24 protein-coding genes are annotated in these 23,618 nt (G+C 61.9%); 12 read left to right on the forward strand and 12 right to left on the reverse strand.

The features are described 5' to 3' along the window. The first annotated feature begins 7 nt into the window (after window positions 1-7). Both ACWPW1_RS21205 and ACWPW1_RS21210 read left to right on the forward strand, forming a co-directional pair. Window positions 8-3,145, forward strand: a complete 3,138-nt coding sequence (locus ACWPW1_RS21205; protein WP_007162515.1) for an efflux RND transporter permease subunit — start codon at window positions 8-10, stop codon at window positions 3,143-3,145. A 91-nt stretch (window positions 3,146-3,236) separates the two neighbouring features. Continuing rightward, window positions 3,237-3,446, forward strand: coding sequence for a hypothetical protein (locus ACWPW1_RS21210; protein WP_007162516.1), 210 nt, complete (start codon window positions 3,237-3,239; stop codon window positions 3,444-3,446). A 521-nt stretch (window positions 3,447-3,967) separates the two neighbouring features. Here ACWPW1_RS21210 and ACWPW1_RS21215 read toward each other — a convergent pair. The 4 genes from ACWPW1_RS21215 to ACWPW1_RS21230 form a co-directional block, all read right to left on the reverse strand. Beyond that, on the reverse strand, window positions 3,968-4,168 hold the full coding sequence (locus tag ACWPW1_RS21215) for a hypothetical protein (RefSeq protein ID WP_007162517.1): 201 nt from the start codon (window positions 4,166-4,168) through the stop codon (window positions 3,968-3,970). 51 nt (window positions 4,169-4,219) lie between these two features. Beyond that, complete coding sequence (locus ACWPW1_RS21220; protein ID WP_007162518.1) at window positions 4,220-4,507, reverse strand: hypothetical protein; 288 nt, start codon at window positions 4,505-4,507, stop codon at window positions 4,220-4,222. A gap of 219 nt (window positions 4,508-4,726) precedes the next feature. Then, the gene (locus ACWPW1_RS21225; protein WP_007162519.1) at window positions 4,727-4,966 is read right to left on the reverse strand and encodes a hypothetical protein; all 240 of its coding nucleotides are present in this window, start codon (window positions 4,964-4,966) and stop codon (window positions 4,727-4,729) included. After that, the gene (locus ACWPW1_RS21230) at window positions 4,966-5,202 is read right to left on the reverse strand and encodes a hypothetical protein (RefSeq protein ID WP_454253962.1); all 237 of its coding nucleotides are present in this window, start codon (window positions 5,200-5,202) and stop codon (window positions 4,966-4,968) included. The genes ACWPW1_RS21225 and ACWPW1_RS21230 overlap by 1 nt, the downstream gene beginning before the upstream one ends. Window positions 5,203-6,172: 970 nt before the next feature. Between ACWPW1_RS21230 and ACWPW1_RS21235 the strand changes: the two genes are divergently transcribed. Then, window positions 6,173-7,432 (forward strand): DUF1173 family protein, encoded by a 1,260-nt coding sequence (locus ACWPW1_RS21235; RefSeq protein WP_007162521.1) that lies wholly within the window; start codon window positions 6,173-6,175, stop codon window positions 7,430-7,432. 39 nt (window positions 7,433-7,471) lie between these two features. Here ACWPW1_RS21235 and ACWPW1_RS21240 read toward each other — a convergent pair whose 3' ends face one another. From ACWPW1_RS21240 to ACWPW1_RS21255, 4 genes are all read right to left on the reverse strand, one after another. Beyond that, a complete protein-coding gene (locus tag ACWPW1_RS21240) occupies window positions 7,472-7,672 on the reverse strand; it encodes a hypothetical protein (RefSeq protein ID WP_007162522.1) in 201 nt (66 codons plus the stop codon). Window positions 7,673-7,777: 105 nt separating this feature from the next. Then, window positions 7,778-8,062, reverse strand: a complete 285-nt coding sequence (locus ACWPW1_RS21245) for a hypothetical protein (protein ID WP_143008569.1) — start codon at window positions 8,060-8,062, stop codon at window positions 7,778-7,780. An 846-nt stretch (window positions 8,063-8,908) separates the two neighbouring features. Further along, entirely contained in the window at window positions 8,909-9,364 is a 456-nt protein-coding gene (locus ACWPW1_RS21250) for a hypothetical protein (RefSeq protein WP_454253963.1), read from the reverse strand. A 1,226-nt stretch (window positions 9,365-10,590) separates the two neighbouring features. Next, window positions 10,591-10,968 carry a MerR family transcriptional regulator gene (locus tag ACWPW1_RS21255; protein ID WP_068383155.1) on the reverse strand — a complete coding sequence of 126 codons (378 nt, stop codon included), beginning with the start codon at window positions 10,966-10,968 and terminating at the stop codon, window positions 10,591-10,593. Window positions 10,969-11,086: 118 nt separating this feature from the next. On the opposite strand from ACWPW1_RS21255, the gene ACWPW1_RS21260 reads away from it, so the two are divergent. Together ACWPW1_RS21260 and ACWPW1_RS21265 are read left to right on the forward strand one after the other, a co-directional pair. Beyond that, the gene (locus tag ACWPW1_RS21260; protein WP_278897705.1) at window positions 11,087-11,977 is read left to right on the forward strand and encodes an alpha/beta fold hydrolase; all 891 of its coding nucleotides are present in this window, start codon (window positions 11,087-11,089) and stop codon (window positions 11,975-11,977) included. Next, window positions 11,974-12,894 (forward strand): alpha/beta fold hydrolase, encoded by a 921-nt coding sequence (locus tag ACWPW1_RS21265; RefSeq protein ID WP_278897704.1) that lies wholly within the window; start codon window positions 11,974-11,976, stop codon window positions 12,892-12,894. Before ACWPW1_RS21260 ends, ACWPW1_RS21265 begins: the two co-directional genes overlap by 4 nt. Before the next feature lie 472 nt (window positions 12,895-13,366). Here ACWPW1_RS21265 and ACWPW1_RS21270 read toward each other — a convergent pair whose 3' ends face one another. Genes ACWPW1_RS21270 through ACWPW1_RS21285 form a run of 4 tightly spaced genes read right to left on the reverse strand, consistent with a single transcriptional unit; the run spans window position 13,367 to window position 14,954 of the window. Then, on the reverse strand, window positions 13,367-13,873 hold the full coding sequence (locus tag ACWPW1_RS21270) for a hypothetical protein (RefSeq protein WP_427655925.1): 507 nt from the start codon (window positions 13,871-13,873) through the stop codon (window positions 13,367-13,369). A gap of 11 nt (window positions 13,874-13,884) precedes the next feature. Next, on the reverse strand, window positions 13,885-14,358 hold the full coding sequence (locus tag ACWPW1_RS21275) for a hypothetical protein (RefSeq protein WP_278897702.1): 474 nt from the start codon (window positions 14,356-14,358) through the stop codon (window positions 13,885-13,887). Between the two features lie 33 nt (window positions 14,359-14,391). Beyond that, window positions 14,392-14,574 carry a hypothetical protein gene (locus ACWPW1_RS21280; protein ID WP_231357379.1) on the reverse strand — a complete coding sequence of 61 codons (183 nt, stop codon included), beginning with the start codon at window positions 14,572-14,574 and terminating at the stop codon, window positions 14,392-14,394. 38 nt (window positions 14,575-14,612) lie between these two features. After that, window positions 14,613-14,954, reverse strand: coding sequence for a hypothetical protein (locus ACWPW1_RS21285; RefSeq protein ID WP_278897701.1), 342 nt, complete (start codon window positions 14,952-14,954; stop codon window positions 14,613-14,615). 1,178 nt (window positions 14,955-16,132) lie between these two features. Here ACWPW1_RS21285 and ACWPW1_RS21290 point away from each other — a divergent pair. The 7 genes from ACWPW1_RS21290 to ACWPW1_RS21320 all read left to right on the forward strand — a co-directional run bounded on the left by ACWPW1_RS21290 (window position 16,133) and on the right by ACWPW1_RS21320 (window position 23,367). Then, the gene (locus ACWPW1_RS21290; protein ID WP_454253964.1) at window positions 16,133-17,998 is read left to right on the forward strand and encodes a phosphoadenosine phosphosulfate reductase domain-containing protein; all 1,866 of its coding nucleotides are present in this window, start codon (window positions 16,133-16,135) and stop codon (window positions 17,996-17,998) included. Between the two features lie 203 nt (window positions 17,999-18,201). Continuing rightward, a complete protein-coding gene (locus ACWPW1_RS21295; RefSeq protein ID WP_454253965.1) occupies window positions 18,202-18,594 on the forward strand; it encodes a hypothetical protein in 393 nt (130 codons plus the stop codon). 153 nt (window positions 18,595-18,747) lie between these two features. Continuing rightward, entirely contained in the window at window positions 18,748-18,990 is a 243-nt protein-coding gene (locus ACWPW1_RS21300) for a hypothetical protein (RefSeq protein WP_231357375.1), read from the forward strand. A gap of 2 nt (window positions 18,991-18,992) precedes the next feature. Further along, on the forward strand, window positions 18,993-19,553 hold the full coding sequence (locus ACWPW1_RS21305; RefSeq protein ID WP_454253966.1) for a hypothetical protein: 561 nt from the start codon (window positions 18,993-18,995) through the stop codon (window positions 19,551-19,553). A gap of 83 nt (window positions 19,554-19,636) precedes the next feature. Next, window positions 19,637-19,900: a hypothetical protein gene (locus ACWPW1_RS21310; RefSeq protein WP_454253967.1), complete on the forward strand. Its 264-nt coding sequence runs from the start codon at window positions 19,637-19,639 to the stop codon at window positions 19,898-19,900. A gap of 355 nt (window positions 19,901-20,255) precedes the next feature. Continuing rightward, window positions 20,256-20,663, forward strand: a complete 408-nt coding sequence (locus tag ACWPW1_RS21315; RefSeq protein WP_454253968.1) for a hypothetical protein — start codon at window positions 20,256-20,258, stop codon at window positions 20,661-20,663. A 40-nt stretch (window positions 20,664-20,703) separates the two neighbouring features. Beyond that, complete coding sequence (locus ACWPW1_RS21320) at window positions 20,704-23,367, forward strand: Helicase associated domain protein (RefSeq protein WP_454253969.1); 2,664 nt, start codon at window positions 20,704-20,706, stop codon at window positions 23,365-23,367. The last annotated feature ends 251 nt before the right edge of the window (window positions 23,368-23,618 follow it).

Below are 23,618 nucleotides of genomic sequence, written 5' to 3' on the forward strand. Positions count from 1 at the left end.
GCGCATCATGTTCGAACGTATTCTTCGCTTCGCCATTGAGCAGCGCTGGTTGGTGCTGCTTGCCACGCTCGGCATCGCTGCACTCGGGATCTACAGCTATCGCCACCTGCCCATCGATGCGGTGCCGGACATCACCAACGTCCAGGTGCAGATCAATGCAGAAGTACCGGGCGCCTCGCCGCTGGAGGTCGAGCAGCGGGTCACCTATCCGCTGGAAACAGCCATGGCCGGCCTGCCGGGACTGGACCGGACCCGTTCGTTGTCGCGTTCGGGCTTTGCCCAGATCAGCGTCATTTTCGCCGATGGGACGGATCTGTACTTCGCTCGCCAGCAGGTGAGCGAGCGCCTCCAGGGTGCGCGCGAAGCCCTGCCAGAGGGTGTGGAGGTCAACCTGGGTCCGCTGTCCACGGGGCTTGGGGAAATCTTCCTCTGGACGGTGAAGGCCGCGCCCCAGGCGCGCCGCGCTGACGGCGAAGCCTATACGCTCACCGATCTGCGGGAGATCCAGGACTGGATCGTCAAACCCCAGTTGCGCACCGTGCCCGGGGTGGCGGAAGTCAACACCATTGGCGGCTATGCCAAGGAGTATCAGATCGCGCCCGATCCCAAACGGCTGGCAGGCTATCGCATCACCCTAGAGCAATTGGCGATGGCGCTCGAGCGGAACAACGCCAATGTCGGCGCCGGTTTCATCGAGCGCGCCGGGGAGCAGCTGGTGATTCGGGTACCGGGGCAGCTCGCCTCCGTCGAGGATATCGCCACCATCGTGCTCGCTACCGTGGACGGTACTCCGGTACGGATCCGGGATGTGGCCACGGTCGGGGTCGGGCAGGAGTCACGCTCCGGAGCAGCTACCGAAAATGGCGAAGAGGCGGTGCTTGGCACCGTCTTCATGCGGGTGGGTGAGAACAGCCGCGAGGTGGCCCTGGCAGTGGCCGAGCGCCTGGCGCAGATCAACCGCAACCTGCCGGAAGGCGTGCAGGCGGTCGCCGTGTACGACCGCACCACGCTAGTGGACAAGGCGATCGCTACGGTACGCAAGAATCTTGTGGAGGGTGCGCTGCTGGTCATCGCCGTGCTCTTCGTCTTCCTCGGCAATCTGCGCGCGGCGCTGATCACCGCGCTGGTGATCCCGCTGTCGATGCTCTTCACCTTCAGCGGCATGGCTGCGAATCGGGTCAGCGCCAACTTGATGAGTCTGGGTGCGCTCGACTTCGGCATCATCGTCGATGGCGCCGTGGTGATCGTGGAGAATGCCATTCGCCGGCTGGCTCATGCCCAGGAACGGCACGGTCGGGCGCTCGATCGCCGGGAGCGCTTCCAGGAAGTGTTCGCCGCCGCCCGCGAGGCGCGGAGACCCCTCATCTTCGGGCAGCTGATCATCATGGTGGTCTATCTGCCGGTGTTCGCCCTGACGGGTGTGGAAGGCAAGATGTTCCATCCCATGGCCTTTACCGTGGTGATCGCCTTGGTGGGCGCCATGCTGCTGTCCATCACCTTCGTCCCTGCGGCCGTGGCGCTGTTCGTCACGGGTCGCGTGCAGGAAAAGGACAATCGACTGATGAGCGCGGCGCGGCGCGGCTATGCCGTCGCGCTGGATGCAGCCATGCGCCGGCGGCCACTGGTGTTCGCCGGCGCTGGCCTGAGCGTGGTGCTGACGGTGCTGCTGGCGCTGCGCCTGGGCAGTGAATTCGTACCCAGCTTGAGCGAGGGTGATTTCGCGCTGCAGGCGCTAAGGGTGCCCGGTACCGGCCTGGGGCAATCGGTGGATATGCAGCAACGCCTGGAGCGCTCCATCCTGGATCAGGTACCCGAGGTGGAGCGGGTATTCGCGAGGACCGGCACCGCCGAGATCGCCGCGGATCCGATGCCGCCGAACATCTCCGACAGCTATGTGATGCTCAAGCCGCAGGCGCAGTGGCCTGATCCAGGCAAGTCTCGCGAGCAGCTGATGGCTGAGCTGGAAGCAGCGGCTGCGCGTGTACCCGGTAGCAATTACGAGCTGTCGCAACCGATCCAGCTGAGGTTCAACGAGTTGATTTCCGGGGTGCGCAGCGATGTGGCGGTCAAGGTCTTCGGCGATGACATGGCGGTGCTGAACAAGACCGCTGCGGACATCGCCAGGGTGTTGCAGAAGGTCACCGGCGCTGCCGAGGTGAAGGTGGAGCAGACCAGTGGGCTGCCGCTGCTGAGTGTGCAGATCGATCGTGAGCGAGCCGCACGCTACGGCCTCAATGTCGGCGACATCCAGGATGTGATTGCCACGGCGCTCGGCGGACGCAAGGCCGGCACGCTCTTCGAGGGCGATCGCCGCTTCGATCTGATGATCCGCCTCCCGGAAACCCTGCGCAGCGATCCGGCGGTGCTGGCGCGGTTGCCCATTCCATTGCCAGCGGTGGAAGGCCGCGTCGAGTTCATTCCCCTGGCCGATGTGGCGCGCCTGGAAACGGTGCTGGGGCCGAATCAGATCAGCCGAGAAGACGGCAAGCGCCTGGTGATCGTCAGTGCCAATGTGCGCGATCGGGACCTGGGTAGCTTCGTGGCGGATGCCACTGCCGCCATCACGGACCAGGTGCGAATTCCCGCAGGCTACTGGACCAGTTGGGGCGGCCAATTCGAGCAGTTGCAGGCCGCCGCCGCCCGCCTGCAACTCGTGGTGCCGGTGGCCTTGCTGCTGGTGTTCGTGCTGCTGTTCATGATGTTCGGCAATCTGCGCGACGGCCTCGTGGTCTTTACCGGCATTCCCTTCGCCTTGACGGGCGGGGTATTGGCGTTGTGGTTGCGGGACATTCCCTTGTCGATCTCGGCCGGTGTGGGCTTCATCGCACTGTCGGGCGTCGCAGTGCTCAATGGCTTGGTGATGGTCTCCTTCATCCGTGGCCTGCTGGAGGAGGGCAAGCCGCTGGATATCGCCGTGCGCGAGGGCGCGCTGGTCCGCCTGCGGCCGGTGCTGATGACTGCGCTGGTGGCCTCGTTGGGCTTCATTCCCATGGCCTTGGCCACCGGCACCGGGGCGGAGGTACAACGCCCGCTAGCGACCGTGGTGATCGGCGGCATCCTGTCCTCCACTGCCCTGACACTGCTGGTCTTGCCTGCGCTCTACCACAGCGTCCTGCGCCGTCGCGAACAGCCCCCGGCAGGATGACAGGATTGTAATGCGCGGCTCATCCTGGCGTTAGCCGCGCCCCTCTAGAGTGGCTCTCATACCCACGCTGCACTCTAGAAGGAGAAACACCATGACGTTCCTTAAAATTGCCCTGTTTGCCGCCACCCTCGCCGTTGCGAACCTCAGCTATGCCGCAGACGGCAGCGAGCGCTCGATCTCGCACAACCAAGATTTCCGCGATAGCCAGGCGGCGCTCCAGCAGCATCGAGAGATGCATGAAACGCTGGCACAGGAAGGGCGTCAGCCAGATAAAGCATCCAACGTCAAAGCGACCAACTGAGACTACGCATCTGTTTGGCCGTAGACGATCGATGCCGCGCATCTGAGGCTCGAACAGAAAGCGCCATGTGGCGCTTTCTGCATACCTAAAAATATACTGCCCTGGAAAAACAGCTTCACCGGCACCACTTGCCCCCCTTTTGCCCGCGCTCCACCTCCCTACCCAGTCGCCCCGCGCGCGCGACAGTAGGAAAAGGAAAACTCGAGCCAGAATCTAAAGCTTTAGAAAAAACCGCGGCCCAGCTCAACTTCGAACGCGGAGGTAGGCGAGGCGAATGTTTTAATTGCTTTCAGGCACTCATCTTCCCCTTGTAGCAAGTTGAGCAGCCCGAATCGAACACCACCTACCACCACCCAGCGCGTTGAACGTTGCTACCGTGACCTGCACAGTGGACGTTTGCGCCTGGGCACTTTCGTCAGCGGTCCACAACAAGATTACTGCGCCGGTGAGACAGACATTTCTACTTAGTCACCAGAGCGACATTTCTATTTAGCCTTGACACGGCGGTGCCGTATGGCGGTTCAGTTCTTCAACACCGATATCAGCGCCCGGCAACTTCTAGCCACATCCTCGCGCGCGTTTACCAAGCTGGCCGGACGGCGCTTTTTCGCGTTCAGGCATGTCCGCAGCGCATCAGATTCGTCCACCAGGCGTTGATAGGCTAGGCGCACTATGTCCATCTTGGCCTTGATGGCATCAATTTCCGTTTGTTGCTCACTCATGGATTCGAGCCTTGCCGGCGGCGCCGGGGTCGGGTAGGTAGTGGGGAGGGTTCAGCCTTCGCGCAGGGGGAGCATCAGCTGGACCTCCTGACTCTCGATGCCGAGCAGCAACATGCGGGTCTCGGTGGTCATTCCGGAATCGTTGTCGTAGGCCAATTTCACCAACGTCTCCAGGGCCACGGAATTGTCCACGAACGTCTCCGCATCCTCGTCCGTAGCGGTGCCCTGCAGGCGCTTATCGCGGTATTGCTCGGCGACGATCAGACAGTCTTGTGCCATCTGCAGGATGGTTTTTTCGAGCTGTGGAATATCCACGATTGTGGCGGTAGTGGTGCCCATGGCTAGATCCTCGCCGGCATCGCCGGGGTCGTTGTGGGGAGGGTTCTGAAATCTGGTCAGCCGCATTCGGCGCGTACCAGGTGGGCAAATCGGTTAAAGACGTGCGCGCTCTCTATTTCACAGATACCCGCTACCCGCGCGCGCTCAGCTTCCTCGGCCTTGTTCAGGCCGCCGCCGGGCAATGCCTTGTGGTAGCCCTTTGCATCTCCTGGATTACGCTCACTCGTAGGATTTTAGCAGTCGGGACAAGCCTTCGGGTTCTATCCCCCATCCCTCCCCCAGCGTGAAAGTCGGGCGACCATGAAAACGATCAACTTTGCCCATGCTGACACTCATGGCTTCACCGGTGACTCCATGGAAATCGCTACAGTCGTCATAGTCGACGGAGATCTCCGCGTCGTATCGCTGGAGGAGGTCTCGTAACTCGGTGAGGAATGCGATCCGTGTGGTGTGATCCATCAGTTCGACTCCTGAAGGCGTGCGCAGGAAGCGACGAAATGATGGGTGTCACCGAGCAGCGCGCTCCGCGCAGACGCGTCACACAGGTGCCAGTGCTCGTTGGCCACCTTGAACCGGCCCAAGTAATCCAGTCCTTCGAGATCTGCGGCGGTAATCTGCTCTCCGTCGCCCAAGGCGGCAACCGCACGCTCCCGCTCCGCATACAGTTCCTGTAGGACTTCGGGGTGCCTGTTCATCTTGCGCTCGCTCAATACTGATGGAATCGTCTCCTAGGCTAGCGGCCTTCTGGAAAACGCAAACACCGGGCACCTTATCGCTTGTCGGGGACCGCACATCGAAGGATGGCCAGGTCTGGGCGCCAGCGCGTTTACCCTGGCACCAGTAGGTCAGGCACCGCAGAGTGACACCGCCGGGGCCGCCCTGGATGCAAAGGAAAAAGGACTTTTGAACATGGCAATGAGTGCTGAGCCTGATGATGCGCCTGACTGGCTGGCGCAGAAGCCGCGTAGGGCGCGGCCGGTCGCTTTAGTCGTGTGCCTTGCCGTCGGCGGCCTCGCGACATTCGCTGCCCTGGAGCTGGCCAGCAGGGTGCTGCCAGGTCCATCGACATCCGTAGGTACTGGCCACCCCGCCCATCGCGCCGAGGCTGCAGCTCACCTTGCCCCAGAGCCGGCCGATACCACCCGCGGCACGGTCCGCCGTGCCACGCCTTCACCCGTGGAAGGAAATGCGGCAGCCGCGGCGACCCCACCCTCGAACGTCCAGCCGCCGGCAGCGTCGGTCGGCAAGCAGACCGTCTTCAACGACCGCAACTTCACGCCACGCGGCGCCGATAACGTGGTGAGCTTCAGCGAAGCCCCTCGAAGCCTGGCGCCAGAAGAGGAGCCCCCGCAGCCGACTAAGGTTACGGTGGTGCACCAGACACCGAGCATGAAGGACCGCGCCTGCTGGCCATATAAGGCTGGCAGCCTAGAGCATCGCAACTGCCGATCCGCCGTGGGGCTTCAGTACAGGGACTAGCGCGACTGCCGGCCGCGGGCCAGATCTACGGGCTTCACGCCCGGAGCGTGCTCAATCCGGAGTTTGCCTATCCGGCTGCCGTGCTGTACTGACAGGAATCTCTCCTTCAGCGCCGCCGGCACGCAGCGCTCGCTATTTGGGCGCGATGAGGAGATAGCTGCCACTTCGGCTTGGAGACCTTTGCCTATGCTCAACAACCGCTATCGGATCACCCTGGGCGAGGAGTCCTATTCCCCTGGATACCAGACGGATCCTAAGTATGCCGCGGCCTGGAAGCGTGCTCTTGAGCGCGCCTACGGCCGTGAGCACGGGGTATGTGGCTGCCCCGGGAGCGGCGAGCGAAAGCTGACGATCAAGCTGCGCGAAGGATCGGACGGCTACCACCTAGCCCGCTACCCTCACAGCGGCCCGGAGCATGCCAATGACTGTCGCTTCTATGCAGCAGCGCCGCAGCGCTCCGGTCTGCAGGGCTACGCAGTCGGCGTGGTGGAAGAAACCGCCGACGGGGGGATGAAGGTGAGGCTCGCCCGGGGCGTACGGCAGCAAGCGCCTGGGGAAGCTGGGGATGCGGCGCTCTCCCCTCCGGCTGCCCCGGGCGTGAAGAAGCCGGCAATGACGCTCCTGGGCCTGCTGCATCTTCTCTGGTCGGAAAGCCGGCTCACCACCTGGTATCCGGCGATGGCGGGAAAGCGTAATGGAGAGCTGGTTTCTCACCTGCTTCACAAGTGCGCCGGGCGGGTGTCGGTAGCCCCTCGCATCAAGCTCGACCAGGTGTTGCTGTTGGCTGCTCAGAAAGAGAAGCGGCGCGAGTCCACCAACCGCGAGATCGCCACGAACGCGGTCTCACGCAACTGGCGGCTGGTCGTCGTCAGTCCCCTGGCCAGGTACGACGAGGAGCGGCACAGCGGCTCGCCGGAGAGATTGCCGGTGACTGGGCCATTCGGGATGCCAACGCTCTACCTGCCCCCTGCCGTATGGGAAACCGCCTCTCGCCGATTCGGACGGGAGCTGGGCGCCTGGCGCAGGGGAAGCCGGGTTATCGCTATCGCTCAAATCGCGCAGCGGCCGGGTAAAGCCCACCAGGCGGATGTGCTCGAGGTCGCGCTGATGCAGGTGAGCGAGCAGTGGATCCCGCTTGATTCAGACCTGGAAGGCAAGGTCGAGCAGAAGCTGCGGGATGAGGGGCGCAAGTTCGACAAGCCGCTGCGTTACGACGCTGATGAGTGCGCCGTCTTCCCAGACTTCTGGCTGCTCGACATGCAGCAGGACTTCGCGCTCGAGGTTTTCGGCATGGCCACACCGCAGTACCTGGAACGGCGCGGCACGAAAGAACAGTGGTACTGCAACGAGTATGGCAAGACGGGCTGGTGGCGCTGGGACGCGACCCAGGACCCTCGGGGAGAACACATACCGGCGTTCCCCGCGGCATACGGGTCTTCCAGGTAGGTCAACGTGAAACCGGACAGGCAGCGCAACCGTCCGGGCTCACTCTTCGGCTTGGTCCGGACAGTGGTCGATGGTATCGCCGCCGGCGATCAGCGGGGTCACCCAACGTCCGAACCCAGGCATGCCGGTGAACTCTTCTGCCGGCTGCAATTCAATTGCGCCGCTCTCGAACGGCCGCAGTTCAACTGCGCCGCTTTTAAACTCAACGCGCCAAGCAATCACCTTTGCCTGCTCCGACATAACGCTCTCCAAGGTCTGGGTGCCAATCGGCGATAGCCTATACAGCATTTACCGAGATGCTACTTGAGCGGTGAGTCCGCGATTCAGGCGATCTCCCCGTAGGAGCTAGGACGTCTTCTGTGCTGGAGCTTCAGGCTCCACCGGGAAGAGCAGATAGTTACGGCGATCGTCGTTGATCCAATCGAATTCCGGCCAAGCGTCGTCGGCGTCGATAAAGGCCTTTTGCCTTTCAAGGGGGACAACCATTTCTACTTTGGTTGTCGAGTTTCGGCAGGTCTTCTGGGTGATTTCGACGACCTTAGCGTCAGTCGCAATACCGGAAAAGACGCATCCGCCTGGACGTTTGAAGGCTAAATGCGTGCCTGCAACGGTAGTCTTGAGCTCGGTCACCAAAACTACCCGCGTTGCGTAATTCAGATCAGGCGCCGCATGCGCCCCGGTAGTTATTAGCATCGCTAATATCGTGCACATCTTTCGCATAGAACACCTCGAAGAGCAGCGTATTAAAACTATGATTGATAAATAGTGCTAAGCGCTAATGGAAACTGACTGATTTACTTCGGCATCGCCATCCTCAACTAGCTCGAAGATTGGATCAATGAAATGGTTCTCGACTATTTCCATTATGCGGTCGGCCTCTACCTCGGTAAGGGTTAACTCACCCGTGTGAAGTCGCACGTGGACGGACTCTCGCCGATACATAAACCGTCCTTTACTAAAAGCTGGCCTGTTAACCACCTCCGTGATCAGTCTGTTAAACGCCGCGGGATCGCCTAGGAAGTGAGTACGCGTGGAAAACCACTGATGGAATACCGGACTGTCAACTATTTGGGCGGAGTTCGGCCGAATTTCCAAGCGAAGGCGGTTGGCTATCACCTTGCGACGCGTGTACCAACAATAGAGGGCGCCGCCCCAGCCGCCAATCGTTAGCAGGGCAGTGTAAACGGGGCTATATCCCAGCTCTAGGTCGTTTGAATAAAGCAACCAGACGCTCCCAATACTAAATATCGGCCCCATAATCAAAACTATGTAGGGTGGCTGTTTCATATTTTATTCCATCGTCGAAGCCGCTAACAGCGGCGACCTAAATTACATTAGCTTTTCGGACGCGCTCAGACGTCGCGTAAAAGAAAGATGGCCCTGGCCGCGAGGCGCTGTACCCGAACGATCAACCGATTTTCAGGCCGGCAAATATGCCTTCATACTTGAAGTTAACCAACGCGTGCAGATCGCGCTTTACCCGGTCACTGCAGTTGTCTGGACAGTTCTCGTAGAATACAGCGCATCTGACTGCAAGTCATTTACAACGTCGATCCAGCACACGTCGTACCAACTCCGGGCTTCACCTGGATCGGCGTCATATTGAGCTTGCAGTTTGAAGCGAGGGATCGCGGCCCACTTATACACGCCGGAGTTAGGCTCGAACTGATAGATAAGCTCCAGCTTATCGTTTAGTTTCTGCAACGCATCTTGAGGCGTTTTGCCTGTCGCTGACGGAAATAATGGATTTTCATTGAGGAAGCTTTGCGCTTCGGTCCCGTCGAAGTCGCCGCCTTCGAGCTTTTCGAAGAGAAAATTAGCAGCCGAGCGGTGCGCGACGATTGCGCGGAAGCCGCCGCCATAGCGTTGGTCTTCAACACCCAGATGGTCTTGGGTAGCCTCAAGATATTTATTCAGCGCGTCCAGCTTCATGATGTGTTCCTAAGTCAGCCAGCAGGCATCGGTTAACAGGCAATGGCCGGTACAGATGATCGCCTAATGCCTGATGGTGCCCGAGGCGGCCGCCAGACAATGGCCAATTTGCGCCCATCGAAGGGGTGAACCTCAGCGGTGGTAGTAGCGATGGGAACCCTCACGCACAGGTAACCCCCCCGCTTACCGTTTAGGCGCTCACTGCAGCTGCTGATCGAGATGGCGAGAAGCTTGCTGCTTCGACCTGGTATGGCAGCCGCTTCGCCGGCGCGCTCCCGGACCAGTTGCCCGATCTGGGTAGGGCCGCCGGCACGAGGTGGCGTATATCAATGCTCGACACCTGCAGGCGCCGTGCACGGCGGATTCAGCGCGGCAGGGCTTCAGACGGTTAGGCTCGGGGAAGGGAGCAGTGCTGAGCGCTGGATGCCTTGCCAGAAAGGTGGAGCAGCGCAAGAGCGATTATAACGGCGGGGGAGATCCAGGCGATGCCGGCCAGCATCCATCCGAAAAAATCGTTCCAGCCAGGCACAGGCGCCTCGTAAAACAGGTGGGAGGGAGACCAGCTGATCTTGCCGTACCAGTAGAGGCCGGCGAGTGCGTAACCGGCCATTAAAACCGCAGTCGCTAGGGCTGCGAGGCCGCATTTTGCTCGATCCATAATGACCGTCCTCTAGGGGCTGGTAACTGATTGTACCCACTTCGCTATCCACTTCACCGGTCAAGGTCTCGCCGCTTGGCTCTTCTACTATTGATATGAGCGTTTATTGAATGCATTCCCCTTGCAATCCAATACAGGATCCAATGCAAGAGCTTGCTGGTGCGTTCGACGCGGTAACTCAGCTTCATCACATCATTGGCTAGACGGCGAATATTCAAGTTGATTTCCTTGGCAGGTCGATCACCCTTCCTTTGCAAGACGCCATCTTGAAGGTAAAGACCGATTTTAGAATAAGCGCGCGCTTCATGGGTGCAGCTAGCGTCGCTAGGTTTAGTAATACGTCAGCGATGCCACCTCGCACTCGATCGCTTTGATGGACATCGGATTGGTGCAGCATGTGGCGCCTGCGCTGTTGCGCTATGGTGCCGGTACAGATCCAGCGCCGATCGCCGATTTGCTCCCTGAAAGGGGGCGAACTGCCTTTCCTTCCGCGTATGGCTGCTCTCAAGGCCAGCTCAAGCACCTAGCACGCAATCGACACGAAGCTGCCGGTTTCAGCTTGCGCGAGCTAAGCTCCTGGCCCTTCGCTCTCTCGAAGCATCTGCAGCAGGCGAGCGCGCCGGCTCTCCAGTTCACCGATCTGACGCTCCAAGCTCTCCAGTCGATCGCGCTGCGCAGCCGAGGTCTCCGGGCAGGCCTGTGCACCTTCGATCAGTCGCATGCAGTCCGGGAAGCCGCGGATCTCCGCCAAGCTGAAGCCGGCGCCAAGCAGGCGTTGCAGCTGCCGGACCTGCGCCACCGCGCTGGCCGAGAAGCGCCGGTAGCCATTGGTACCGCGGCCAGCCGCCAGCAGGCCCTGGGCCTCGTAGTGACGTAGTGAGCGCACGCTGACGCCGGTGGCGGTAGCCAGCTGGCCAATGCTGAGGGAAGGCGCGGGTGCAGGCATGGCGACGGTCCGAAGTATTGGTGGCAGGAAAGATCCACTATCGCATGACACGCGGCGCTTGACCCTGACACTGGTGTCACCCCCGAGACTCAAGACTCCCCTATTCTGGAGAGCCACCATGAGTCATGTGCGTCTGCTATCGCTGATCCTATTGTTGAGTCTGACCAGTTTGGCCGCCCAGGCGCGGGAATGGCGAGTGACGGCCCCTGACGGTGTGGTGCTCGCTGTCCAAGAACAGGGCAATCCCCGCGGTGTGCCGATCGTCTTCATCCACGGTTTGCTGGGCAGCCGGTTGAATTGGGACGCCCAGCTTACGAGCGCTGATCTGAGTCGCTTTCGCCTGATCACCTACGACCTTCGCGGCCATGGCCTTTCAGGCAAGCCGTCCGATGCCGCGGCTTATCGTGAGGGTCGGCGCTGGGCCGACGATTTGGCCGCCGTCATCGCTGCCACCGGTGCCCGCCAACCTGTGCTCGTAGGGTGGTCTCTGGGCGCTACGGTCATATCCAACTACTTGGCCGCCTATGGGGACAGCGCCATTTCCGGTGCGGTCTACGTTGACGGTGTCATCGAGCTCGCGTCAGCGCAGATCGTGCCGCACCCGGAGATCTACAGGGACCTGGTCTCATCTGATCTGCGCACGCATCTGGATGCCATCCGAGATTTCCTCGCCCTGTGCTTCGCCACGCCGCCGGCGCCGGCGTTGTTCCAGCGCCTGTACGCCAACGCTGCTATGGCATCTTGGAACATGCAGAGCGCCGTGCAGGGTCAGGATGTGGCGGCCGCCACCGGGCTTGGCCGCGCGCAGGTGCCGGTGTGGCTGCTCTACGGCGAGAAGGACGCCTTGGTACGGCCGGAGGCATCTATCGCCCGGGCCCAGGCGCTGAATCCGCGCGTCACGGTCACGCGCTACGCTGAGTCTGGGCATGCGCCGTTCCTGGAAGAGGCGCCACGTTTCAACCACGACCTGGCAACCTTCGTCGACCGCGTAGAGAGACGCCAGCCATGACTGTTTCCAATTTCCCCGGTTTCGAGCGGCTCTGCCAGGACACCCCGTCTGCCGTCTTCCGCGGTGTGATCGGCGGCCAGGGACCGGCCGTGCTGCTGCTGCACGGCTATCCGCAGACTCACCTCGCCTGGCGCCGTATCGCCCCGGAGCTCGCCCGGACGTATCGGGTGGTGATACCTGATCTGCCAGGCTACGGCGCCAGCCGTCAGCTGGACCAGGGATCTCGCTGGACTAAGCGGCGCGTAGCGGCGGCCTTACTGGAGCTGATGGACGCGCTTGGGCTTGAGAGGTTCGCCGTGGTTGGCCATGACCGCGGCGCTCGCGTCGGCTACCGACTGGCGCTAGACCATCCGGCTCGCGTCGAGCGCTACGCGTCGCTCACTGTGGTGCCCACACCAGAGGCCTGGGCGTCCCTCGACCGAGCACGCGGACTTGCGAATTTTCACTGGACCTTTCTTGCTCAACCAAGCGACCTACCCGAGCGCCTGCTGGCGGCCGATCCCGATGCCTTTCTCGAACAGGCGCTGGCGCGCATGGCGGGTGGACTCAACCGCGTTGAGCCCCATGCGCTGGCAGCCTATCGAGAGGCCTTTCGCGATCCTGCAGTGCGCCGCGCTATCTGCGAGGACTACCGCGCCGGCGCTGACGAGGACCTGGCGGACGATCTTGCGGACCAGGCCCGGGGCCGGCACTTGGAATGCCCGCTGCTGGTACTTTGGTCGGCGGCCCAGGTCACCGGTGAGCCGCCTACGGCTATCTGGCGCCGGTGGGCCCGCGACGTTCGCGGCAAAGCCTTACCAGGTGGTCATCTGCAACCGGAGGATTGCGCGGCCGAGGTGCTCGCCGCGCTGGTGCCGTTTCTCGCGGGAAGACCGGAAGCCGGCGGTGATACGTCGTCCGCAGGCGAGGAAACCTGACAATCAGCGCTTGCGCCGATGACGGTCGTGATACCCGCGGAACAGGTGGTCGGCGCGTGGCCGTGTTCTTTTCGGAAAGTCCGGCAATCCAGGGTCAGGTCGTGACATTGAAATAGGTGTTCCCTAAAGCAAAGGAACACCTCATGACAATCTACGAAGTTGCCACACTCGCACTGAGCGCAACCGCGACCCTCTTCGCTGCGTTGGCCTACCTCGCCCCGGTAAAGGCCCCAGCACCAGGGCCCAGCGTCACGCCCCCGACTGCCATTGTTCAGGTATTTATCGTGGGAGACGCGGGCAGAGGCCGGTGACGGCCACCTGTAGACCCTATAGCGCTATCAGGCTGATAGCGCTTCCTGTCGAGCCGCGTGAGCATCGGGGCCGACGGACTGCTCGAGAGGCAAAGTGAGGCTGCAGGAGCCGCAATTCACTCCGGCAGCGCTGGTCGAAGCCGGCCTAGCTTGCAGCCCTCTCACCGGATGTCGTAATCGCGCCGCAGGCTATTTTCAGCGAGTGGTACCTGCCGAAGGGTCTGCAGCATCACATGTGCATCCTCAACTGAGCGAAGCGCCTCCTGGAGCTGTTCCAGATTTGCGTCAGTCCGGATTTCGACGTCCACGTCTGGGAACCCGTTGGCATCCGGGCGTACGACGCTATGAATGGCATGACCCTGCGCTTCGACTGCGCTGATAAAGCGGGCCATGTCGTTGCCGCACTCAGCACGCAATGAAAACGTGTTCACTCCCTCCGACAGAACAAAGGGCAGCACCCAATCGCCTTTCGCAGCGAAAGCGAGGGAGTGCAATTCGGCTGCTTCCTCCTGAGATATCACCCCGCAGCTACGTAGGCAGGTGGCGTAGCTGTGCGCCCTACCCCAATTCCACATCACGTTCGGCAGATCACGTTTTGCGGCCGCGTCGGTGATCAAGCTGATCAATGAGTGAACGCTCCGGAGCTGGACCTCTTTCTGCGTTGGCATGACGCCTTCCCCTAAAAATGCTCGATGTTGAAGCGCGCCAGATAATCCGAGCGCTCGTCGCCTGTGGTCACAACGTCATGTGGGTAAGGAAGGCGAGGCTGACCTTCCTCGCCAAACCAGCCGGGAGTCGCGCGGTACCGGCGAAGATGCTCGAGAAACGTTCTGCGGTCGAAGCGCAGGCCCCGGCCAGGTTTTCCCGCGAGCTCAAGGTCGAGGCATGCGCTATGCAGCTCAAGAAAGCCATTGTGCAGTCCCGGGCAGTCTTCAATGACGCCGATGTACAGACAGTGGTCGAAGCTGGCCCTATCGGCATACGTGTACCACTCGAACCATTCCCCAGGTCCGCCGGTAGCGATGCCAGATAGCACAGCTGACGACTCCTGTCCCATTCGCTCAAGCGAAACACTGAAAGCTAGCGCTTCATCGAGATAGGTCTTCAACGACACCGGATCTTCGGTGCGAAGAAAAAATTGCATGGACGACACGGGTTTTTTCCTATCAGGTCGTAACTTGCTAGGTCACTTCAATCCGAAATGGCGCTTCAGCTCGTGGATACGAATGGCGCGGTGACGATGTGCGTCGGCAGTATCTGCATCAGGCTGGACTGCACCATGTGCAACAGCTGCCGTGTACTGTTCGTCCTGCTTGACCAGATCAACCAGCTCCTGCAACAGACTTTGCATCTCTTCGTAGATAGCCATATCGCTCTTCCGGTCCGAACTAAACTGTGTTGGGAGGGCTATTCGCCGTCATCGTCTGAAAAGTATTCGGACAGATCCTTGCTCGCCAGTTCAGGATATACCTGCTTGATGCAAGTAAAGGCGAACTCCCGAGCTTCTGATTCGGATTGGAAGAACGCCGGCTCGGTATAAGGTGTCAACGTCGGCCTGGAAACACCTGCGATGTCGTCGAAAGCCCGCCCGTGGTCGACCTCAACGAACCATCGCCCGTCCGCGCACTCGACGAGATTCAAGCCAGCGTTAGGAAATTCACCGGTGGCCCATGAAACAAGACTGTCCAGATGCTCGTGGTTGATCGTGTCGTACAACTTGTGAGTATCGACTACTTCGCTGTTACTCATCGAGCTTTCCTTAAATTCAAAGATTTATCGAAGACCAAGCTGACCACAGCAGAAAGCCGGAGAGCGCCGTCATCAGGACGCACTCTGCCAAGGGTGGCCAGGGGCTCAGCTGGGCCTCCTCGAGCATCTGCCGCATCAGCGGGTCCGATATGTCGGCGTGACCTGTCCGGTTACCGTGCCACCGGTACCAGGCCATCTGGCCCGCGCCAAAGGCGCGGAGAAGCGTGAACGCGCACACCAGCAGGGCTATCCATCCGAATGGTTGGACCAGGGATGCCGCTGGCGAAATGACCTGTTCAGTAAAGGTTGTCATGGGAAAAGCTCGCGTGGACCAACCATCACCCTAACAAACTTAACGCCGACACGTCGCGCCCGTCTCGCCTGCAAGCTTGAGCGCATTACAGCTCGATACACTTAGTTTTAACGCGAGTCTGGACCGTATCTGGTTCCCGATCACTGCGGCCATTCGCATCGATGAATCGGGTATTCATATACTGACTTGCTACAACCTTTTGAGATGCTTTACATTCTTCAATCGACTCGAACCCAGAGATCGTATAGCCGGTAGCACTATTAGGTCCTGTGGTAATAGAAAGGAGCATGATAACTTTCAACATACAGTTCTTCCTTATAGCCTTGGGATATCGCTGCGCAACCTCCAGCGTCGTTTTGGACCGCCCTCCCTGCGCTCGCCGAGCCAAGCGATGTGATTTGTTCAAATCGCTTAAACGGTCCTCTTGCTGTCCTGTGATTGCCTAACGCGCTTTCCTAGCGAAAAAATTGGCGAGTTTAAAGGCGCGCGGCGCGTATCGACCTTTCCTGGCACGGGCGAGGACCAAATCGTTGCGTCCCTAGAACGCACTTCCGGCAGCCGTTGAGTTGCCTCTCGAGATTGTCTGGCGTTGCGCCGAGCGAGGGTGGCCGATTCACGCCCTTGCTGGGGGTGAACCCACTGGTCTTCGGCGATACCAGGAAACGCCCGCACTGGCGGTAAGGAACAACGCCAGACCTGCGCCCGCTGGCACACGTCGGCTACCAGCATCTGAGTGAATCGGCCTCCTCGCTCACGGGCCCGCCGGCCGGGGTGGGTCCGCCCACCGAGGCCTGCCGGTGCCCGGACTTGCATTCTGGAGATCGCCTGTAGCTTGAAAGTACCTCAAGACTTTCGAGCTACCGCCATGCAGCACGTCGCCCCCAACCTTTTCCGCCCCGCTGACAAACAGGCCATCAGCCTCCTGGACATCACGGCGCCGGCGCGGCTTGTTGAGCCCTCCCTGGCAGAGAAGGTGCGGGCCGCGGTCGCGGTGGTGAAAGGTCTGCTGCAGGCAGGCAAGCACCTGGTGGCCGCATCGTCCTTCGGCAAGGACAGCAGCGTCATGGTCGCGCTAGCCCTGCGAGCGATGGAAGAGCTGCAGGCCGAGGGGTTCAGCGTCCCCGAGCTGCACGTCATGAACAGCGATACGCTGATGGAAAACCCGGTGGTGCACGCCTATGCCCAGGGCGAGATCAAAGCACTTCGCGCCTATGCCAAGGCCAAAGCGCTTCCGGTACGGGTGTGGATCTGCCGGCCGAACCTCACCGAAAACTGGCTGGTGTCGATGATCGGCGGCCGTACGGTGGCCAGCCTTCCGGGCAACAGCGCCAAATGCCAGCAGCAGTTGAAAAAGGCGCCGCTGGAGCGCACCAAACGCCAGATCCGCGCCAAGATCAAGGCCGAGCTGGGCAAAGCTTTCCGGGACGAGGACCTGGTCTTGCTGATCGGCACCCGTCGGGACGAATCGGCGGCCCGCGAGCGCAACATGGAAGCGCGTGGCGAGCGCGCTGATGTTCCCGTCAACACGGCCAAGCCTGGCGAGACCCCGACCTGGGTCCTGAGTCCGATCGCCGACTTCACCACGGAGGACATCTTCTGCTTCCTGGCTGAAGTCACCAACGAGCGCTTTGAAACCTATTCCGACTTCAAGCGCCTCACTGACGTTTACCGGGACGCGGCCGGCGAATGCATGATCAACGTGTTCATCCGTGACGGCGGCGCCGAGCGCAAGACCTCGTGCGGCAGCCGTCATGGTTGCTGGGGCTGCCTGCGCGTGAGCACCGATCGCAGCATGGAAAACATGCTGGCCGAGGAGTCGGGCAAGCATCGTTGGATGAAGCCCCTGAACGACTTCCGCAACTACCTCAAGGCCCGCCACTATGATCCAGCGGCCCGCAACTGGGCGTCGCGCACTGTCGACCCGGACACCGGTTACCTGACGATCGCCGCCAACGCCTATTCGCCGGACTTCTGCCTGGAGCTCTTGCGCTATGCCCTGACGATCGATGCCGAAGAGGCCGACTGGGCCATGGCCAACCGCAAGCCGCGGCGCTTCACGCTGCTGGGCATGAAGGAGATCCTGACGATCGACCTGTACTGGGGGCGCTACGCCTACCAGCGCCCGTTCACCGCGCTCAACGAATACCGCGAGATCTGTGAGCGCGGCCGCCGGTACGCGATTCCTGAGGCCTACGAGGAGCACCCGCGGTCTGCGCTGAAGGTCGGCCAGTCGATCCAGGTTCCTTTCGCGGATCGCCACTTCAACGGCTTCCACCAGGGCCTGCGTTCGGTAAGCGCTGCAGCCGCCGGCGCCGAGCATGTAATCAACAAGGGCGGGGTCTACTACACCCACGTCAACGAGACCCAGGAATTTGATATCGACGACGAGGGGGTGGAGCTGTTCTACGAATTCGAGCTCGACCGCGCGCTCGAGTATTACGGTCCGCACACGGACATCTATCCCTCCGAGGTCGTGCACTACCTGGCGCGCTTCGGCGTGGTCTCTTTCAAAAAGGGCGGTCACTCCTCCTGGGATCGCATGTTGCGGATTGGCAACCAGCTGCATCGCGCCGGTGTGCGCGACGTGCTCAACGATCCAGAAGCGCTGGCTGCGCGGCTGCGTGCGTACGCGGCGTCCGCCGAACGCCCTGCTGCCGCCGCCCGGCCGCAGGCGGCTGAACGGCCGGCGCCGGCGGTGACTGACTTCGGCCAGTACCTGATGGCGTTCTAAGCCAGGGGGCCTACAGGCATGCAAGATACCGCCGGCGCTAGCATCCCGGATGCCCCGGGCGCATCGACGTATAATGGGATGCCTGGATAGCGCCAGGACGCGCCAGGTAGCAGAGCGTTTCAACGGGTCATGGCCACTGGGCCGAGCGCCCCAACCGAGCAGTTAACCGACGTTGCGCTGCTTTATCGGACCGAGGATTTGATATGCGTTTTCTCCTGAGCATCGTCTGGACGGCCATGTGCTTAGCCTTCTTCATGAGGCTCGGCTTCGCCCTACAGATCATGGATCCGGTGGATGTGTTTCTGGACAAGGAACGCTGCGCGGTCGTGAAGTCGTACGGTGCGTCGAGCTGCAAGGTCAGAGGCAGAGCCGAGGGCAACCTCGACGGTACCTGGACCATCACGCTGCCCGAGCCGCCACTGACGATCCAGATGCCAGACGGACCGATGGCTTATCAGCAGCCGCATTGGCGTCTGCAGGGGGGCAATTTGACCGGTGTCGGGCTGTTCGCTGGTCTGGTGATCTCTTCCCTGGCTGGGAGCTACCTGATCACCCGGCGCCGCCCTGAGCGTCAGGCTGGTGAATCGCTGGCGTGAGGTCGCGCGACATCCCGGCGATGAAATAGCGCAATGCAAGGATGCATGCTTGGGCGGCTCACTGTGCGCCAGGCGACTTAGTGGGTTGTTCGGACGTTTCGACTCCCAAGGCAGCTCCTAACACGAAAACCAGCGATGGTGAACGAGGTACCAATGCTCAATTCAGTGCAGAAAAGACATGTAGCCAAGGTGTTCCCGGAGTCTCGTGAGCAGATGGCTCAATACCTGCTCGCTGGCGTCGATGTGGTGATCTATCACCAGACCGAATGCACGCCTGATGTTCCTGCGTTTGCAGTCGCGCCAAAGGAGGACATCGAATTCTGGATAGGCTGCTGGGACAGTGCGGAAGTGGCGCAGCGCGAAGCTGAGGCCCTTGGCTTGCACGTCGTGCAGTAACGATGACCTCCCTTTCGGTTGGGTGCCCCTACGTTCTGAAGGCCGCTGAGTTCCTGGCAGACATCGGCCTGACCGTTCTGTGGCGCTCGGGCGCATCGGGCTTCATCGACCATATCGAGGTCGTTGCCGGGGCGCTGCACCTGGATCCGCGGTGCTCGATCTCGGCACTGCTGCACGAGGCTGGCCACCTGGCGCTGGTGCCGACACGCTACCGCGCGATGCTGTCCGGAGACGTCCACCGCGCGATCGGCAAGGTGTTCGACGATCCGTCGGTATCGGAGCTGCCTCCGGATCACCCGACTCTTCGAGCGCTTCTGCAGGCGAGCGACCCAGAAGCCACCGCCTGGGCCTGGGCTGCCGGCCGCCATCTGGGCGTACCGGATGAGCTCATCATCCTGGATGGGGAATACAGCGGTGGCGGCCGCGACATCCGTCTTGCGTTGGCGGCACGTCGCTACATCGGCATCCATGGCTTGATGCACGCCGGTTTCTGCGTCGTCCGCGCTGCCCCTTACCGTCCGTTGCCTACCTACCCCGACCTCGCGTTTTGGCTCCAACCATGAAGTAAGTACCTACCACAGGCCTTGATGGGCCGTTGACCCTATCAGGATGCAAATCCGCAATTTCAGACGTAATGGAGAGTTAAATGGGCATTGAAGGGTTTAAAGCTACTTGGGAAGCTCAGATTCCCGAGCTAAGTGATCGTATCAAGGCAAACTGGTACCGCCAGCTTGCCGCGGTATCGGCGAGCCCAACGCCAGCTGCAGCCACTGAGGCTGCGCTGATCGCCAAAGGCTATCTGGTCGGCTTGTTGGATGCAGAAGCCATTGATGAGCCTGCGGCAAGCCTGCTGGCTGGGTATCTCGTACAAATAGAACAGGATGTTATGGCACGCCTTGGCTCTTCGTGACGCCGGCCGAGCGTTCTCCTTCCGATGCTGAAGACCACGCAATGTTGACCTGGAAAGAGAAGCGAGATGGCCCGCCCGCCGAGGTGGCCGAGCTTCTTGGAACGCTACCCGATGCCGAGTTGGCCAAGCGACTAGGGGTCAACCGCCGCTTGATCTGGAAATGGCGCACGGAGCGTGAGATTCCGTCGCCTCCGCGCGCTGCCCCAGCGCCGGCGGTCTTGAGCCCTGACCAGGTAGCACAACTCGGCAAACGCGCGGATGGCGAGCTGGCGCGCGAATTCGGGTTCAGCGACTCCAGATCCAACAGGTACGCACGCGGCTAGGCATTTCCCGGTACGTGCCGGATCGATCAGAGATGGACGCCATGCTGGGCACCGTCACTGACCTAGCGATCGGCTCGACGCTCGGCATCGCCCAACCCGTGGTCAGCAAGTTGCGTCGGGACCGTGGCATTCCGGCGTCCCGCGACGCCCTAAACTGGACGGCCGAGTTGCAGGCGCTGCTACCCCTCCTATCTGACGATGCCTTAGCCGCCCGGGCTGGCTGCGGCGTGGTGCAGGTCCAGGCGATCCGCCGCGGCGAGCAGGTGCTTTCGAACAAGACGCCGCTCAGGGAAATTACCGGCCTGCTGGGCGTCTGGTCCGATGAAGACCTGGCGGCGCAGCACGGCGGGACCCCTGCCCGATATGCCAGCGCCCGTCAGCGCCGCGGTATCCCTGTGCGCCGGCGCGCACCTCAAGCACAAGCCGATTCAATGCGATAATCCCCCCCCTCCCCTACTACTTCACCGTCGCCCACTACCGATGCAATTTTCCTCCACCCTCCTCGCCCCTCACCAGCTCGAAGCCCGCGCCCGCATCCTGGACGGATTCAAACGGCGCGCCCGGCTGCAGGTGCATATGGCGTGTGGGACCGGCAAGACTCGGCTTGCTCAGGGTGTCGCCGCGGCGCTCGATGCCCGCAGCATCGTCATCTTCCTACCCTCGCTCGCGCTGGTCAGCCAGACGCTACAGGCCTGGGTCAGCAACGCCGAATTGGATCTGGAGCGCGTGCTGTGCGTGTGCAGCGACGAGAGCGTGGCCACGCTCGACGACGAGCATGAGGTGCTCGAGAAGCTACCGGTGGCGGTCACTACCTCGCCTGAGGAGATCGCGCTGAAGGTCGGTACCCTGGGTCGAGACCTGATCGTGTTGTGCACCTACGCCAGTGCCCCTACCCTCGCCCAGGGCCTGCCACCCGGCTTTGCCTTCGACCTGGGGATCCTCGACGAGGCGCACAAGACAGCCGGCGCCGCCGGCCGCCGCAACAGCTTCGTGCTAAACGATCACCCTACCCTGCGGATCGACCGGCGCCTTTTCCTCACCGCGACGCCGTTGGCCATCGCCGAGGAAGAAGGCCCGGCCGGCAGCGGGCCCACCTACTCCATGACGGATGAGGCCGTCTTCGGTCCCGTCGCCTACGAGCTCAGTTACTCCGCGGCCGTCGCGGCGGGGATCATCTGCGATTTCCGCGTCATCATCTCCGTAGAAGAGGTGGACGACGAGCAGCTCGCTGAAGCGCTGGACGATGAGGAGCGCCGCTACGCGGTGCATGCCCAGGAGTTACTGCGGGCGATGACAGACGTCGGCGCCCGAAAGGCCTTTGCCTTCTACTCGCGGATCTCGCAGTCGAAGCGCTTCGCCACTGCGCTGCGGGAAGCCGTCGGCGCCGGTGACTTCTGGGCGCGCCACATCGATGGCTCTTTCCCCTCGTGGCAGCGCACGCGGTTGCTGCACCAGTACGGCCGGGCCCCACGCGCAGCGCTGTCTTGCGCACGCTGCCTGGCTGAAGGGGTGGACGTGCCAGATACCGATCTGGTCGCCTTCATGCACCGGCGGGAAAGCCACGTCGACATCGTCCAGGCACTCGGCCGCGCCGTACGCAAGGCGCCGGGCAAGCGTTACGGCTATGTCCTGATACCCCTGCGCCTGAAGCGGAGCTCAGGCGAGTCCCTCATCCAGGCCGTGGCGCGCAGCGACATGTCCACGGTCTGGCGGACCCTGGCGGCGCTCGCCGAGCAGGACGACGCCATGCTCAACGAGGTGCAGCGCGCCGCGGTGGACCAGGGCGAAACCGGACAGCCTGCCTCGCCCGGCTGGTTCAACAAGCTGCACGTCATCGCGCCTGCTGGCCGTCCCGACGCCGGCGCCTGGGCCGCCAGCCTCAAGGTTGTGCTCTCAACGGAGCTGGTAGGACGCATCGCCGGCAGCTGGCCGCACTTTTACGGGCTCCTGCGCGCGTTCGTGACTGACCGCGGCCATGCCCGGGTCGCGCGCAGCTATCGCACACCGGGTGGGCACACCCTGGGCGCCTGGTGCTCACGCCAGCGCGCGCTCCACCGGCTAGGCCGACTTGCGCCTACCCGTGCCGAGCAGCTGGAGGCCATCGGCTTCGAGTTCGATCCGCGAGAGCATGCCTGGGAACGGGGGTACGAAGCCTTGCGCAGCTATTTGGCTGACACAGGATCGCCCTCCCCCGCCGTCGACGTCGTCACCGCTGACGGGCTCGCCCTGGGCCAATGGTGCAGCGAGCAGCGCAAGGCCTATCGGCTCGGCCGGCTGGCGCCGCGGAAGAAGCGGCTGCTCGAGGCCTTGGGCTTCATCCTGAGCCCCTTCGATGACGCGTGGGAAAAACGGTATCAGGCGCTCGCCGCGTTCAAAGAGGAGCATGGCCACCTGCGCATTGCCCAGCGCCAGGTGCTGGTAGACGGTACCGATCTGGCCGACTGGTGCCGGAACCAGCGCAGCCGTCAGATCGACCTGTCCAGGCGCGATCGGCTGGCCGCCCTGGGCTTCGACTTCGACGCTGGCGTGCTGGATGCTCGCTGGGAAGCCGCCTACGCCGCGCTGCAGGAGTTCGGTGCACGGCATGGCCATGTGAATGTGCCGCTCGACTTCGTGCTGCCTGATGGGACAGCGCTCGGTACCTGGGTCGGGAACCAGCGCGCGCGCTACCGCGACGGCCAAATGGACGCGCAGCGCATTGAGCTACTGAATCAGCTGGGGTTCGTGTGGGAGATGTTCGGTGCGGCCTTCGACCAGGGCCTGCAGCACCTGGAGCAGTTCAAGGCTGCGCATGGCCACTGCGATGTGCCGATCGCCTACGTGACTACCGATGGTTACAAGCTCGGCAGGTGGTGCTCGAATCAACGCACGCGGCTGAAGGACAAACCGGAGGATCCGGACCAAGGCCGGCTGCTGGCCGCTGGGTTTTCCTTCGATCCTGCGGAAGCTACCTGGCAACAGCACTACGCAGCACTTCAAGACTACCTGGCCGCCAACGCCGGCGGCTCGGTACCGGTGAAGCATGTAACTGCCGACGGGCTGCGGCTGGGTTCGTGGGTGTCTCGGCAGAAAACGCTGCTGAAGGCCGGCAAGCTCGCCGATACGAAGCAATCCGCGCTGCGCGGATTAGGCGTTTTCTCGTAGCAGCCCGCGCTGTGCGATAAAGCCTACGGGGCGCCCATATTTCGCAGTTCACGCCCTTGAAGGGGGTGAACCTGCCCCCTAACGCATTGAAACTCCTCTCTAATTCGTTAGCCGAGACCGCACTCCGCCCGTTTGATGGCATTTTGCCGCTGGAAAAGGGTGCTCTCTGTGCAATTGCGCGCGGCTCGTCCTTCGATGTCAAAACGAGTGTACGGACGTTCGCACCCCGCAAAAGATGCTGAATGCACTAT

It is taken from the genome of Pseudomonas sp. Marseille-Q7302, assembly GCF_965111925.1.